Raw genomic sequence first — 15,617 nt, 5'->3', positions numbered from 1 at the left:
ACGCGCCTTGCGCATTATTGAACTGATGAGGTAGTGACGTCCGCCCCCAGCCACTGTGTGCTTATTTTGCCAAGCGTGCCGTCTGTCTTCAGTTCCTTAACCACTCCGTCAATGGCCTCCGACAGCTTCAGCGAAGGGGCATCATCCTTGCGCAGCACATACAGAATATCAGCAGAGGATAGCTCGGGACCCACCGCCTGCAGCTTGCTCTGCGGGTCAATGATCGGCAATACGAAGTCCGCAGCAAGGGTAGCATCCACCCGGCCTGAATCAATCTGGCTGACCGTATCGTTGGCGGCACCGTTCTGATAGACAATTTTGATCGAATCCGCACCGTGTTCCTTGTTATAGTTCTCAAGAATTTGCGCTTGCGCGCTGGTGGCACCGGTCAGCACCTTCTTCCCCTTCAGATCATCCAGTGTCTGGATCGAGGTGTTACCTTTGGCTACAACGATGCGGTTTCTCCAGTGGGCATAAGCTTCTTTGTTAAAAGAATACTTCTGCTCCCGCTCCGGGTTCTTCTCCATAACGTGGGCCACCAGGTCAATCTTCTTCGTCTCCAGACTGAGCAGCAGATTGCTGAAATCCATCGTCTGGAATTCAAACTCATACTCGGGCAGGCGTTTGTCAATCTCCTTCAGCAGCTCAACATCGAACCCGGTAAGCTTGCCGTTCTCATCGATGAAGCAGACATTGGGAAAAGCTGTCCCGGTGCCAACCACGATCTTGGTCACCTTAGCCGGCTCGGCGGCAGCAGCCGTGGACTTCGAACTATTCTGAGGGGCTGCCTCCGCGACCTTGCCGCTATTTGCGCTGTTATTATTGCCGCAGCCAGCGATCAGCAGCGTTAGTACCAGTGTGGATGCGAACGTTATCGTCTTGTTCATGTCTCAAGCCCCTTTTCAATTTAGATAATTCCTATCTGTATAGTGGTGATTATATGCAATTAACTTTATCACTGCACGCTGCCATGCGCTAATAGAGTTTCTTAATATGGTTATTCAAGAAGTCAATTCAGCTTGCTCAGCGTCCCCGTCCCCAGCTCCAGGAGGGTGTCCAGGAATTCCGCGTTCTCCCCGTTCAGCGAAATCAGGTGAGTCCGCAAGGAGATGCCTTCGGTCTCCGCGATATCCACCCTTACCAGGGAACCCGCCTCTACCTCCTCCTGCACACTCAAGGCTGGAAGGAAGCAGATTCCGGCTTGCTTCAGCACCAGCTTCTTGGCTGTCTCCAGGTTATCCACCTGATAGACTATTCCCGGCGGACGCTCCATGCTCTCGAATACCCGGTGCAGGCGCATCCAGTCCAGCGAGCCGCATTCGAAGAATACGAGAGTCTGCTCAGAGATCTCCCGGATCGAAGCACGGCCCTTGCGGGCCAGCGGATGACCGGCATACACATACAGCGAGATCGGGTCTTCACAGAAGGGGAACGACTGGATGGACGGATTTACTACCTTGCGGATAAAAGCGAGATCGATCTCCCTCGCCTTCAGCTTCTCTATCAACACTTCGGTAGGAGCAGTAGTCAGCTTGATACGAATGTGGGGATAACGCTGCTTCAAATGAAGCAGCAGACGGGGCATGAGATAATTGGAGACCGATACCGTGCTGCCGATTCTCAGCTCGCCGGGGATTTGGCCTTTGGATTGAAGCTGATGCCTGCCGTTCTGATAGACCTGCAGAATTTGCTGCGCGTAGGGGAGGAACTGGCGGCCTTTATCTGTCAGGTTAATCTGCTTGCCCAGCCGGTCGAATACCTTGCAGTCCAGCTCCCGTTCCAGCGACTGGATACGGGCCGTCACTGTCGGCTGCGAGATATAGAGCACCTCTGCCGCTTTGTTGAAGCTTCCGTAGTGGTTAATGTAGACAAACGCCTCAATGTTCTCGATATTCAAGCATAGTCCCCCTCTGCATCAATAATTATATTATTCCTATCGTTTAACAATGAATTTAATCAATCTTATGCAGAGGCTTTTTTTTTGTCAACTGACAGGCATCGTTTATTTTGGAAATTTCCCTTCCGCCACTTTTCCCCAAATTTATGTTTTCAAGTTCAATTTACATTTATCACAAGTCAGATAGAACTTTTCTATCTATTAATTGAAATCATCTAATTCCTCTTATACTCATCGGATTTATGTATTATAATAACGGCACATTCCATTACCGGACAGGAGGCACCAGATGAATCACTCAACAGAACTTGTAATCCGTGAAGCCGCAGCTTCCGACCGTGAAGCCATTGCCGGGGTCTTGCTCGAAGCTTATAGCGAATATGCAGCCGTGCTGCCCGGGCCGTTCTGGGAGGAGTACCGTGACTCCATTCTCGGCTCGGTTCATGGCGATGGACCGGTCTCCCGGATTGTAGCGGAGCAGGATGGACAGATCGTGGGAAGCGTACTGCTGTTTACCTCCTCTGAGGCTGCTTACGGCAGACCGGAGCTGGCCATCCATACGCCGATCATTCGTCTGCTGGCCGTATCTCCGGCGGTCCGGGGGCGCGGGGTGGCCAGACTTCTGATCCGCGAAGCGGCAGGAAGGGCCATTGCACTGGGGGCAGCCAGTCTGAATCTGCATACTTCGGATATGATGGCCTCTGCGATCAAGTTGTATGAGAGACTTGGCTTCAAGCGGGCTTATGAGACGGATTTGAAGAACGGGGATACACTGGTCAAGGGCTATCGTCTGGAGCTGCCGGTCTCTGCCAGTCCACAGGCGGAATCAACTTCTAAAGCCAGGGTAACCGGCTAAGCTGCCCTTTCTTACGGCGAACCGATTCAGCGGAGCGCTCTAGGGCTCCGCTTCGGGTTTGTTTCGGGTTCCGCTTGGGGTCTTGCTAGGGGTTCCGCTTGGGGTCTTGCTTCGGGTGCCGCTTGGGGTCTTGCTTCGGGTGCCGCTGTGGCTGGTAAATTTCAAAAATCCTGCACATAAGACAACAATCTCCTCATCATTTGGAGCAAAACTCTAAATTGTTGTATAAAAGTCAGCTTTCTTGCTCCTCCGGGCGGATTAACGGGACAATTCTTGCAATTGTTACAACATTCCTCATGGACGCCCAAATATTCAGGAATCAAAGCTGCATTATATGCAACATTCCTGGCATTGATGTGCAATCCGCCCGCACTAAGGGGGCAAACTCAGTTTACTGTTAATGCTGCTAAAGAGCGGAGGTTCTAGGGTTCCCTACGAATGCTGCTACAGAGTAAAGGCTACACGCTTCCCTGCGAATTCTGCTATAGAGCGGAACCTCTGCGCTTCCCTGCGAATTCTGCTATAGAGCGAAGGCTGCTACTTAGCAGAGGCTATGTGCCTCCTTGCGAATACTGCTACAGAATCCCCTTCGCCTTCGCGGCCTTCAGCCACTGCGGGAATTCATTCAACAGCTGGTCATACAGTTCCTCGTCGGATACATCCTCGATGCGGTCCAGGTGCATGAAGCTGGCGTTATCCACCAGTCTGCCGCTCATCGTGTCGAGCTGCTTCAGCACCTCGAAGTCAGAGTCGCCGATGCCTACAAACTGCCAGAAGATTGGAAGAGAAGAGGCTGCCATAATGACCTTGCGGGTCAGCTTCACAACCCCGCCGTCATTGATGAAGATAATGAACACAGGCGTTGTGTCCGGCTCCTCCTTCGTGTATTTCTGGATAACATCCTGCATCACCGGCGGTTCATTATTGCGTCCAAACTTATGAATCGCATCATTATTCATAATATGGGTGAAGACATAGCTGCCAAGCTCCTGTTCGGTAACCGGCGGAAGTCTGCTGAATTCCGTATCATAGACCCATACATCCAGCGAGCCGTTATCGTCGAACTTGCTGGCTACCGCGAGGATGCGTTCCACCACTTCCTGCACCACGCCTCTGGCATAGAGACTACGCATGGAGCCGGTGATGTCCAGTACAATCCCCACCCTTGCGGTGACACCGGTGAGCTGTTTTTTGACCAGGGTGAGCTCCACGATCTTTTTGCGCAGATTAATCGAAGACAACACATTCACCGGAAGCTCGGCTGCGGACTGCGGGATATCCTCCGGGGTCTGCTCCACTACCTCAGGCGTCCGCTCCACTAACCGAGCTGTCCGCTCCACTACCTCAGCTGCCTGCCCCATTCCCTCAGATGTTTGCTCCACTACCTCAGTTTCCCGCTCTACCACCTCAGCCGCTGCTGCGGCTTCGTTCCCGGATTCCTGTTCCACCTCAAGCCCGTAGCTTTGGCACAGGGCTGCAAGGCCCCCATTATACCCGCTCCCGATGGCGCTGAACTTCCACTCTCCCTGATGGCGGTACAGCTCCCCGGCTACAACGGCAGTCTCCTCCGACAGATCCGCTCCATACTCGAAGCGGTGCAGTTCTTCCCCAGTTCTGCGGTCAGTCAGTGTCAGCTGCAAGCCTGACAGCTCCTTCATCCGCTGGTTTCGCTGCTCCCCCTCATAGATCGTCAGGGTCAGCGCAATGCGGGCATAATGCAGAGGTATTTTCGCTAACGAAATGGACAGGCTCGCCCCGTTCTCCCCCTCCGCAGCATGAGCTATGGCCCCATCCCTGGAGACCGGATTGCCATAGAAAATAAAGTCCTCATCCCGTTCACACCGGTTCTGATCCGACAACAGAAAGGCTGCCGCATCTACGCCTATTCCGCTATGGTGTGTATTCCAGCCGAGCTGGACCTTTATGCCGCTTACATCTCTTCCTTTGGTGAGTTCGGCCTTTTGACCTTTTGAAAGCAGCAAATCCTTCATCTCCTCTTCATAGCAGTCTATTCCAGAAGTTCATAGATAAGGTATACCCCATTGTGGCAGCCTTGCACAACCTGAACAGATTGTATTTCCGCCTTTGCTCCTATAATATGGAGGTATTAGATGATAGATAGGGGCTTTACCTGATGAATTTCACTGCGATAGATTTTGAGACTGCCAATGCCGGCCGCTCCAGCGCCTGTGCCCTGGGGCTTGTTCAGGTCCGCGATGGTATCGTTACAGCAGAACATAACTGGCTGATAGACCCGCAGCAACCGTTCGACGGGATGAATATTGCCATTCATGGCATTACACCTTCGATGGTCAGAGGCCAGCCTACCTTCGAGGAGCTGTGGCCTACGGTAGAGCCGCTGCTGCAAGGGGAGATTGTGATCGCGCATAATGCCGCCTTCGATATGAGTGTGCTGCGCTACTGCCTGGACGACTACTCTCTCTGCTATCCAGGCTTTCAATATTTATGTACCTACCTGCTCGGCAAAAAAATGCTCCAGGACCTCCCCTCCCATAAGCTGAATGTCATCTCGGCGCATTTCGGCATCCGGCTGAAGCACCATGATGCTCTGGAGGATGCCAGAGCTTCTGCACTGATTCTCCTGAAATTGATGGAGCAGTGGCAGCAGTTCGATCCGCTGCTGTTAGCCGGCAGCCAGGGCTATAAGGCCGGGACGATGTATGACGGCGGGTATACGCCGTTCAAAGCAGCGCCCAAGAAGGCCGCGAAAAAGCCGGCGGCCGGGAAGAAGGCAGCCGCTAAGACCGCGGTTGCTGCAAGCCCGGGCTTGCAGGTTAGCGGAACGGCAGCCGGGCAGGCACAAGGTGAAGCGCCAGCAGCTTCACTTGACCAGCTTCCGGCCGCAGCACCGACAGCCGCCGGTGCTGCGGCTGTCCCTACACTGGTTCGGGGGCAGCGCGTCGATATCGGCGGCAAGCTCAGCGCTTCCAGACTTCTTGCGGCTGTGGAGTGGGATGCATCGGCTTTGCACACGGAAGTGAGCCAGCCGGAGACTGCTGCCTTTCTGCTCCGGGAGAGCGGACGCTGTGAGCAGGAGCGGGGGCTTATTTTTTACGGGAATATGGAAGACCCCAGCGGCTCCGTCTTCTGCTCGAAGCCTGCTGCGCATATGGGGCATCTGTATCTTCAGTTAAGCAATCTGCCTGCAGCCATTACACGGATTGCGCTGGCCTTCACCGTTCCGGAGTTCAGCGGTAACAGGCATCCGGGCCCGATCTGGAACGCTTCCGTATCACTGATTGATTCCCGGACGGGAGTCAGGCTGGCGGTGTTCCCCTTCAGCCGGAATGTTATGCCAGGCATGTCCGTTGTTATCGGCGAGTTCTACCGTTATAAGGATAAGTGGAGATTCGCTGCTATTGGCGAGGGGTTCCCGGGCGGACTCCGTGCCCTATGCAGCCATTACGGTCTTACGGTGGAGGCCGATGGCCCTGCAGAGAAGGCTGCGGCTGAGTCCGCCGCCGCAGCGGAGGCTGAAGGTCCAAAATAAAGCAATCCCCCCAAACCGCAACTGCGGGATGGGGGGATTGCTTTATTTTCAGCGATACAAGGATCTCACTCTTTATAACTTCAGCCGGTAGACGGCCTTATTCTCCAGTCCTCTAATGAACGGAGTCCATTCCTCCGTCACCGGCGTGGTATCCAGGGCGTCCTCCACCATTTGCAGCTTGGCATCCATCGCATCGATATGATGCAGGGCAACCGCTTCAGCCGTCTGCGGCTGGACCGGGCTTCCCCACTCCCCGAGATTATGATGGGACAATACAAGATGCTGAAGCGCCATGACCTTCTCGGATTCCAGATCAATTCCGGTGCGGATGGCCGCTTCTGTAATCCAGCTTGAAGCCATTGAGATATGTCCAATCAGCTTTCCGTGCACGCTGTAATCCGACACAATGCCGTACTGCGAGATCATCTCTTCCGGCTTGGCGATATCATGAAGGATGATGCCTGCTCTCATCAGATCAGGATTCAGGAACGGACGCTGCTTGCACAGGAAGTCCCCAATCTCCAGCATGCGGACCATGTGATAGGCAAGCCCGGCGAAATAGGCATGATGATGGGTCTTGGCAGCCGGATAATGCATCAGCTTCTCCTCTACCTTACCGACACAAAAGTTCACAATCGCTGCAATCTCCGGATCAACAATACTAGCCATTTCGTTCTTGATCGTATGGACCAGGTCCACTGGACGCACCGGGGCCGAACGGATGAAGTCGGTCAGCGATACCCCATCCGATTCATTAACCAGTCTGAGCTTGGTGATTTTGACCTGGAGCTTCTCGCGGTACGTATGGGCCAATCCCCGGACCTTCACCAGCGCCATCGGAAAAAAAGTCTCTTTATCCGTCACGCTGACGTCCCAGTATTTCGCCGAAATCTGACCGCTGGCATCACCTAGTACAATATCGAAGTAATCCTTGGGAGGAGTCCCGTTCGTCTGTTTCAGCACCAGTTCTCTAAGCAGATAGAAGCCGGTGAATTCATCCTGCGGGGCTAGCTGTTTGATTAATGTCATTGTGAAGCCTCCTATGACTTACAGGCCTGGGCCTGCTGGGTATATTAGTGTGTATATTAGAGGTTTGACACTCCCTTCCCAAATCCCTTTAAATTACTATACGATTGGCATTTCTATTTATGTCCACACCTGAAAAAAGGGCTGTCCCGGCGGCCATTTGCATGACCTTGGACAACCCTTAATAAATAGATTCTGTTATTTTCCGGCAGATTCGAGCGCTTCTTTGATGGCTTCTACCACTTTGGCGGAGATGCCTTTCTGGGCATCATTCGCTCCGAAGGCTGCTGCACGGTACCCGTACTTATGCAGTCCTTTGCCGTTCGAGGTATTTTCGATCTCGTATTTCACAAGCAGCTCGTCATCCGTCAGGTTATATCTGACTTTCCCCTTATCATCCAGGTAGTACACAGCCATAGTTACAGGCACATTATACTTAGTAGTAACCATGACATTTACAGTTTTATCCACACTTGCACCGATGAAAATCCCATCGAAATACGCAGCCTTATCCGTTTCCGTAACTTCCGCTTTACCATAAGCTCTGTCAACGGCTGCCTTCAGCGCATTGCTGCTGCTGGTAGCGCCGGATACCGCATCTACATCCTGAGCGCCTTCTCTTGTACCTGCGGCCAGGAAGCTGGCGGTCAGCACCGGTATAGCTTTTTGCACCTCAGCGTAAGCGGATTTGCCCAGATCGACCATGTTCATGCCTACACGGGACAGAGCAACGTTTACGATCTTGCCGTTGCGCAGTGTAACATCTGCTTTGTTCGTGCCTTTGTCATACGCATCACCATAAGCGGTGAAGGTGCCGTCTTTATAAGTGCCTTGTACTTTGGACGCATTAGTCAAAGCATCCGTCAGTGCTGCCTTCGCTGCAGCCGACAAGACTTCCTGTCCGGCGATATCTGGAGCCTGCACACCGCTTGCGAGCAGTCCGGCGGTCAGCTTGTCGACCAGTGATTTCTGTTCTTCCGTACGTTTGTCATCTGCAATCAGCTTGCCGTCTGCGCCGAACAGGCTCAACTTAATGCCTGTTACCTGATCCGCATCGATATCAACCAGCAGCATAACCTTGGACTGATTATCCACACCCGCAAATTTACCGTCGAAGGTTTGACCTTCCCCAGGAGTCTTCAAGGCTTTCTCAAAAGCGCGCTCTACGGCCTGGTTCCAGCCGTGGCTGCTCTCCGTAGCGCCGGAGATTCCATCTACCTTTTCATTATAGTTAGCGATATAAGATCCGTTAGCCAGCAGTTTGGCGGTCATCGGAGCATTCGCCTTCACAACCTCCGCATAAGCGGTTGCCCCTCTGTCGATCAGGTTGCTGCCAAGTCTGAACAGCTTCACATCTACCAGCTTACCGTTACGGATCACAACATCTGCTCTCTCCACGCCTACACTTCTTGCTGTACCGTAGGAAGAGTAGAATCCGTCAACATAAGCAGATTTGTTGTTGATGCTGGCATTCTGTTCGGCATCCCAGAAGGCGTTCACTGCGGCTTTGGTCTCCGTCTCGAAGCCGGCTACCGGCTGCGCACTGGCACCTTTGGCGAGCAGTGCAGGAGTGATTGCAGCAATCGCTGCGGTCTGTTCAGCCGTATACGTCTTCTCATCCACGAAATCTCCGGTAGCGCTCAGCGGATACAATTTAACCGCAGTCAGCTTGTTTGCTTCATAGGTAGCAAACACTGCATATTTGGCCTCAGGGTCTACACCCATGTGGACTCCATTGAAATAAGCAACATCCGCCGCTTGATGCGCAAGCGACCGCTCAAAAGCTCTGTCTACGGACAGCTTCCAGCCGTTGCTCGTGCGGGTTGCGCCGGATACAGCATCAACCGCAGCTGCGCCGTCTCTGGTTTTGCCCATCAGTCTGTCTTTCATCAGACCGTAGGCTGCCCACACGCCGCTGTAATTCTCACGGGCATTGCGGTCAATGATCTTCGGGCTGGTTCTGAGCAGCTCGATATCGGCAATCTTGCCGTCTTTAATCGTTACCTTCGCACCCTCTGTACCTTTGGAATACGCATCTCCGTAGGCTACATATACTCCATCCTGATATACATCCTTGTGCACAGTAACTGGTGTTGCTGTTGCTACAGGCTTTGCAGTTGCCGCTGGCTTCTCAGAAGCTTTGGCGGATGCTGCGGGTGCAGCTGTCGCTTTCGGAGTGGCTGCCGGTTTGGCTGTCGCCTTCGGAGTGGCTGCCGGTTTGGCTGTCGCTTTCGGAGTGGCTGCAGGTTTGGCTGTCGCCTTCGGGGTTGCTGCCGGTTTGGCTGTTGCCTTCGGAGTTGGTGCAGGTTTAGCTGTTGCCTTCGGAGTGGCTGCAGGTTTGGCTGTTGCCTTCGGAGCTGGTTTAGCAGTCGCTGCCGGCGCTTCTTCCGAGGCTGCTGAAACCGCATCCACCTTCAGGTTCAAGGCAGGTGCGTTAATCGTGTAGGCTAATGGCGCGAGCAGTAAGGCTGCGCTTACAGTCAAAGAAATTAATTTTTTCAAATGCGTATTCTCCTTTATTATTCCCCAGTAGTATGTAGCGTTTTCAAACCGTGTTGGTCCATTCATTTCCTTCTGATTACGAAGAGCAGCCAACTCTTCCTGAACGTCACCCACTCCTTCCTTCATTCCTGCTCGGCCCAGCCCGTGTAAGAAAAGATTCATCTATATATACAATCTTTCAAAAGGTGAAACAATTCACATATTAGAGTGAATTATTTCACATAAGTGGACTTCAAGCTGCTGGTGAATATTTCTGGCTTGATGGTAACAAAATTGAAACTCTTTTCTCTGTGTAGAAAATCACATACCCTATAAGAAACATCACTTTTTTGCATTGACACAAAATTCACAAACCATTCACCTCTCATAATCTGCCATATCCTCCTTCATATGATATCCGTGAGATTTATTACATTGTATGATCGGGCTTGAGTATGATATTTTAAAACGATGCCATGTTCATGGAAAGGAGTAACAGCTGCTCATGAATCAGTCGTGTATAGGCGTTATTCTTGCTCAGATCGGAACCCCTGACGCCCCGAGTGCCAAGGCGGTCCGCCCCTATCTGAAGCGGTTTCTGTCTGACCGCAGAATCATTGATTATCATCCCCTGCTCTGGCAGCCGCTGCTGCGCGGTATTATTCTGCGCACCCGTCCGCGCAGGTCCGCGAAGCTGTATCAGGAAATCTGGATGGAAGAGGGCTCACCGCTGCTCGTTCACTCCAGAGCCCAGCAGGCAGCGCTCCAGACACTGCTGGGCAGCAGCTATCAAGTCGAACTGGGGCTTGCTTACAGCACACCCGGCATGGCCGAAGCCTTCCGCAAGCTGGAGGCTTCGGGAGTGACCCGCATCATAGTCCTTCCGCTATTCCCGCAGTATTCCTCGACGACAACCGCTTCCGTCTATGAAGCTGCAAGCTTCGCCGCTCTGGGACGTCATAGCCGCTACGGGCAGGTATCCAAGCGCTTCGTACCGGCGCTGCGTTTCGTAGAAGCCTACCATGACGCACCTGGATATATCGCAGCGATGCAATCCTTATTACAGCAGCAAATTCGCGCCATGAGCAAAGAGCCGGACTATTATGTCCTGTCCTTCCACGGCATTCCCCGCCGCTATGCCGAGACCGGAGATCCGTATCCGCAGCAGTGCCAGGAAACGGCCCGTCTGCTCGCAGAAGCTATGGGCTGGACCCCGGAACGCTGGCAGCTCTCCTTCCAGTCCCGTTTCGGGCCGGAGACCTGGGTGGGACCGTCGACTGCGGATACGCTGAAGGAGCTTCACGGACGCGGAATCCGGCGGCCGCTGATTTTCTCACCCGGACTAGTCACGGACTGTCTCGAAACGCTGCATGAGCTGGCCGTAGAAGGCCGGGAACTCTTCGCCATGGGCGGCGGGGATGCTGAGAAGCTGGAGGTAGCCCCTTGCCTGAACGGCACGGAAGAGTGGATCAGCTTCCTCGCGGAACAGGTAGACCGCTCGGCCCGGGGCTGGCTGTCTTCCGCCGAATGAGGACAAGCAAAACGCCCGGTCTCACGGATGCCGTCATCCTGTAAGCCGGGCGTTTTATTTTAAATAGTACAATTACTGAACCGTAAGCTGTTTATATTTGGCAGTCAGTTCCTCGAACCACTGCTTATCCTGCAAAGTTAGGGCAAAATCGATCAATTCGGCAATTTCATCAGGCTGCAGATCCGGCGAATCCTTGAAGCTAATCTCTGCCGAAGCTGCCGCTTCCCCCTCCGAGCCCTCCGCAAAATCATAAGAGAACTTCAGCTTGATGTCACTTTCCAGAAACTCATTGCGCAGGAAGTAGAGCACCTCGCACATCAGAACAGGTCTGACATGGTTCTCGAACACACACTCCATGACCTTAGCCCAATAATGCTGGTTGCTGAGATGCAGCTTATCATTGGTCAGCAGATACTGCTCACCCTGATAATCATTGACAAATTTCAGTTCAACCGGCTCCATTTTAAAAATACCGGCAATTTGCTTCCTGGTGATATTCAAGATGTCGCGCGTTTCTAATCTCAACATTCTCATGCACCCCGTTCCTCAGGTTTGGACGATCTGTATATGCTGAATTTTCATGATTCGACAATAATTTTAACTAATTTAAAAGTATTATCGTCTTTTCCTCACCTATTGTTAATGCTTTTTATTAAAAACTTAAAATTTTCTGTTTCATGCTGTGAAAAATCGGTTAATTATTATATTTTTTCAACAGGGTACTGATACACGAACAAAAAAAACATCCTATGGATGAAAAGGATTACCTTCGCGCCAGCACACGAATGTATGCTGTTTTCCACATACATTTTGTCCATGCGCCTGAGTGGTAGACAATGTATGCTGTTTTTGACATACATTTGGGCCATGCACCTTAGCACTAGCATAATGTATACTGTTTTTCGCATACATTCGGGCATGCGCCTCCATGCGAGCACAATGTATGCTGTTTTTCATATACATTCGGTCCATATGGCCCTGTACCTTACACTCACCTTGTCCACAACAGGAGGAAATTATAGTTTCCTCTACAACAAAAAAGCCATCCAGTCTGCAATAGACTGAATGGCCCAGTAGCCCAATATTAGAATAAAAGTGTACCTTCACCGGTATGGTGTCGCGCCGCCTTAGCTGACGAACAACGGTACCAGCTGAATTCCCTCTTCGGGAGAAATCCGCACCAGGCCTTTATCGGAAATCCGCAGTGCGGGGATAACCGCCAGCGCCAGCAGAGACAGGGTCATAAAAGCATAGTTCAGCGTGCAGCCTGCATCATATAGCGCTTTGCTGATGGCAGCGGATTGCGCAGCGGCAATCTCAAAGCGCTCTGCAGACATCAGTCCAGCAATCGCCAGCGGGAACAAGGTGGTCCCGGCAGCGGTAATCACGGCAACACCGCCCTGCGCTTCCGCCACAGCCGCAGCCGCCTGCGCCATCAGTCCATCATCATTGCCGATGACCAGCACATTATGGCTGTCATGAGCTACAGTCATCGCTATAGCCGCAGGCTCGCGGAAGCCAATGCCCTGCACAACCCCTACGGATTTGTTGCCCGTTCCCTTGTGCCGCTCCAGAACAGCGATTTTGCACAGGCCGTCCTGCACCACCAGCTCCGATCCGGCTACTGGCAGACTCATGATTAGCTCTCCGGTCTCCACATGATTCTCAATGACCTGGATGACCCGTGTAGCTAGAGCACCTTCTTCAATGGGCGCATGAATCACGAAGTCTGCGGGAACCGGGGGCTGCTGCAGATGCACAGAGGCCAGCACTTCATCCGGATAAGTGTAAGGGCTCAGCTCAGCCGTCATGCTGCCGTTCTCAGCCACAACAACGCCAGCCGCAATCGTCATGACCACATGAACATCGGCCAGATTACCGTCCAGCAGAATGATATCTGCGCAGGAGCCCGGCGTGATAGAGCCGATATCGCGGGCTACGCCGAAGCGCTCGGCGGTGTTGATCGTTGCCATCTGAAAAGCCGTGACCGGCTTCACCCCCTGGGAGATCGCATGGCGTACGACAAAATCCATATGCCCCTCATCGCGCAGCGATTCGGAGCTGCGGTCATCCGTCACCAGCATCATCCGGCGCGGGTCCAGCCCGTGCTCGGTATGCGCCGTGATGGTTTTGGCGACATCATGCCAGGCAGAGCCGCGGCGCATTTTGGCATACATCCCCAGACGTACGCGTTCAATCACATCCTCCGCTGTCACACACTCATGGTCCCCGGTCACCCCTGCTGCGGCATAGACCGGAAGTCTCCAGTCACTCGCCGGCCAGGTGAAATGCCCGTCAACATAACGTCCAGCACGCAGCGTGGCCTGAATCTCTCCAATCATCTTCTCATCGCCGTAGACTACACCCGGGAAGTTCATGACTTCGCCGAGTGCAACCACATCCTCGCCCCAGGTGTAGGCTTCCGCTACTTCCTCCGGTCCGATCGACGCGCCGGTTGTCTCAAATTCTGCGCCCGCAGAAGGGACACAGGAAGCCACCTGCATATAAGCAGCCAGCGGCGTTCCCCGCATCTCGTCCAGCATCAGCTTAATTCCCTTAAGCCCGAATACGTTGGCAATCTCGTGGGCGTCGAAAAAGCCTCCGGTCGTCCCCAGCGGCAATACAGCGCGGGCGAATTCAGTCACCGTCAATTGAGTGCTCTCGATATGGCAGTGTCCGTCAATCAGTCCGGGAGCAATGTATCTGCCTGCCGCATCAATAACCTGCGTTCTCTCCCCAATCGTATGGGAGACGTCCTTGCCGACGTAAGCAATGCGCCCGCCTTGTACAGCGACGGACATGCCGTCCAGAATCTCCCCGGAGCAGACATTGACCAGCTTGCCGCCAGTAATGACCAGTGTAGCCTTTTGATCTCCCCGGGCTGTAGCAACCAGCTCAGGGACGCAGTCCGCCAATGGTTGTCGTGTATAAGTCATCATGTGCACTCCCTTCCGGTTATCTATTTAGCAAAAACGGCCCTGACACCCCTAAAGGGGGCGCAAGCCGTCACTTAAACAAATCGCATTGTGTATGATTATCTTACTTTTGACTCATATACGTCAAGTGCTGCCTGAACGCCCTGTCCGGCAGGTACCGCATACCCATGGCGGATAAGCACAGCCTCCATCGCGCCAAGCAGACGCAGCACATTATTCTCCCGGCAGCTGAAGCCCATGGTACCGATCCGCCAGATCTGGCCTTGTAACGGCCCGAAGGAGCTGGCGATCTCGATGCCGAAACGCTGCAGCAGCATGGAACGGACGGATTCCCCGTCTATGCCCGCCGGAATGAGCACACAGGTGACTACCGTCAGCTTGCTCTCCGCCTCCCCGTACAGCGCAAGCCCCATAGCTGACAGTCCGGCAGTAAGGGCTTGCTCATGGAACCTGTGCCGGGCATGCCGCGCTTCCAGCCCTTCCTCCAGGACCAGCCGCAGGCCTTCCCGCAGAGCATATAGCATAGAGGTCATCTCCGTATGGTGATTGAGCCGCCGGGGACTCCAGTAATCCTGCAGCATACTCAGGTCCAGGTAATTGCTGCGCACCACGGGCAGCTCACTGACAGCAGCTGCATCAGTTCTAAGTCCACGCTCTACCTGCTTGCGCTTCAGCAGCTTGGCCTCAGCCCGGTCATTATACGTCACCGGGGCCATACCTGAAGGGATGGACAGGCATTTTTGCGTTCCTCCGACCACGGCATCCAGCATCCAGGCATCCGTCTCTACCGGCACCCCGCCGATCGTCGCCACCGCGTCTACAATCAGCAGCGCATCCAGCTCCCGACAGGCCTGCCCGATCCCGGCCAGCGGCTGCACACGGCCTGTAGAGGTCTCGCCGTGAACTATCGCCACCACATCCGGCTTGAAGCTCCGTATAGCCTCAATCACCTCTTCCGGGGGAAAAACCCGGCCCCAGGTCTGTTCTATCGTGAGTACCTCAGCGCCGCAGCGTTCAGCAATCTCATGGAGCAAATGGCCGAAACGGCCAAAGACCGGAACCAGCACCCGGTCCCCCGGCGCAATCAGGCTGACCATCACCGCCTCAATGCCGGAACGCGAAGTCCCGTCTACCGGATATGCCCACTGATTCTTGGTAGCAAACAGCTCACGCAGCATCTCCATCGTCTCGTTCATGATCTCTGTGAATTCAGGATCGAATTGTCCCAGCACCGGATAAGACATCGCCCGCAGCACACGCGGATCAACCTCCACGGGACCGGGGGTCATAATGCACCGCAAGGACGGCGACAAATCTTCGTACCGCTTCATGATTCTCTCCCCCCAAACTTCCAATGATCAGTTCTCGCTATTTTAAAC

At 53.6% G+C, this 15,617-nt stretch carries 11 protein-coding genes and 1 pseudogene; 3 read left to right on the top strand and 9 right to left on the bottom strand.

The genetic code is table 11. The features are described 5' to 3' along the window. Positions 1-14 precede the first annotated feature (14 nt). Both NST04_RS30025 and NST04_RS30020 read right to left on the bottom strand, forming a co-directional pair. The gene (locus NST04_RS30025) at positions 15-887 is read right to left on the bottom strand and encodes a transporter substrate-binding domain-containing protein (RefSeq protein WP_341187501.1); all 873 of its coding nucleotides are present in this window, start codon (positions 885-887) and stop codon (positions 15-17) included. A 122-nt stretch (positions 888-1,009) separates the two neighbouring features. Then, positions 1,010-1,897, bottom strand: coding sequence for a LysR family transcriptional regulator (locus NST04_RS30020; RefSeq protein ID WP_341187500.1), 888 nt, complete (start codon positions 1,895-1,897; stop codon positions 1,010-1,012). A gap of 289 nt (positions 1,898-2,186) precedes the next feature. Here NST04_RS30020 and NST04_RS30015 point away from each other — a divergent pair, with 289 nt between their 5' ends. Next, positions 2,187-2,753, top strand: a complete 567-nt coding sequence (locus NST04_RS30015; RefSeq protein ID WP_341187499.1) for a GNAT family N-acetyltransferase — start codon at positions 2,187-2,189, stop codon at positions 2,751-2,753. Between the two features lie 575 nt (positions 2,754-3,328). Here the strand turns inward: NST04_RS30015 and NST04_RS30010 are convergent. Beyond that, the gene (locus NST04_RS30010) at positions 3,329-3,994 is read right to left on the bottom strand and encodes a vWA domain-containing protein (protein WP_341188090.1); all 666 of its coding nucleotides are present in this window, start codon (positions 3,992-3,994) and stop codon (positions 3,329-3,331) included. A 228-nt stretch (positions 3,995-4,222) separates the two neighbouring features. Next, positions 4,223-4,744, bottom strand: a pseudogene (locus NST04_RS30005) (TerD family protein); the annotation flags it as partial. Positions 4,745-4,887: 143 nt separating this feature from the next. On the opposite strand from NST04_RS30005, the gene NST04_RS30000 reads away from it, so the two are divergent. Then, on the top strand, positions 4,888-6,264 hold the full coding sequence (locus NST04_RS30000; protein ID WP_341187498.1) for a TerD family protein: 1,377 nt from the start codon (positions 4,888-4,890) through the stop codon (positions 6,262-6,264). 72 nt (positions 6,265-6,336) lie between these two features. Here the strand turns inward: NST04_RS30000 and NST04_RS29995 are convergent, their stop codons facing one another. Then, a complete protein-coding gene (locus NST04_RS29995) occupies positions 6,337-7,293 on the bottom strand; it encodes a 3'-5' exoribonuclease YhaM family protein (protein WP_341187497.1) in 957 nt (318 codons plus the stop codon). Between the two features lie 195 nt (positions 7,294-7,488). After that, complete coding sequence (locus NST04_RS29990) at positions 7,489-9,792, bottom strand: FMN-binding protein (protein ID WP_341187496.1); 2,304 nt, start codon at positions 9,790-9,792, stop codon at positions 7,489-7,491. Between the two features lie 484 nt (positions 9,793-10,276). Here NST04_RS29990 and hemH point away from each other — a divergent pair, with 484 nt between their 5' ends. Then, positions 10,277-11,302: a ferrochelatase gene (gene hemH, locus NST04_RS29985; protein WP_341187495.1), complete on the top strand. Its 1,026-nt coding sequence runs from the start codon at positions 10,277-10,279 to the stop codon at positions 11,300-11,302. Positions 11,303-11,374: 72 nt separating this feature from the next. Here hemH and NST04_RS29980 read toward each other — a convergent pair whose 3' ends face one another. From NST04_RS29980 to NST04_RS29970, 3 genes are all read right to left on the bottom strand, one after another. Next, a complete protein-coding gene (locus tag NST04_RS29980; RefSeq protein WP_341187494.1) occupies positions 11,375-11,803 on the bottom strand; it encodes an IDEAL domain-containing protein in 429 nt (142 codons plus the stop codon). A 626-nt stretch (positions 11,804-12,429) separates the two neighbouring features. After that, complete coding sequence (locus tag NST04_RS29975; RefSeq protein WP_341188089.1) at positions 12,430-14,238, bottom strand: adenine deaminase; 1,809 nt, start codon at positions 14,236-14,238, stop codon at positions 12,430-12,432. A gap of 98 nt (positions 14,239-14,336) precedes the next feature. Next, positions 14,337-15,569, bottom strand: coding sequence for a pyridoxal-phosphate-dependent aminotransferase family protein (locus tag NST04_RS29970; protein ID WP_341187493.1), 1,233 nt, complete (start codon positions 15,567-15,569; stop codon positions 14,337-14,339). Positions 15,570-15,617 lie beyond the last annotated feature (48 nt).

Source organism: Paenibacillus sp. FSL H7-0756 (genome assembly GCF_038006765.1).
Taxonomy (GTDB): Bacteria; Bacillota; Bacilli; order Paenibacillales; family Paenibacillaceae; genus Paenibacillus_AQ.
The sequence above is the reverse complement of the archived record's forward strand: the minus strand, read 5'-3'. Positions and strand labels throughout refer to the sequence as shown.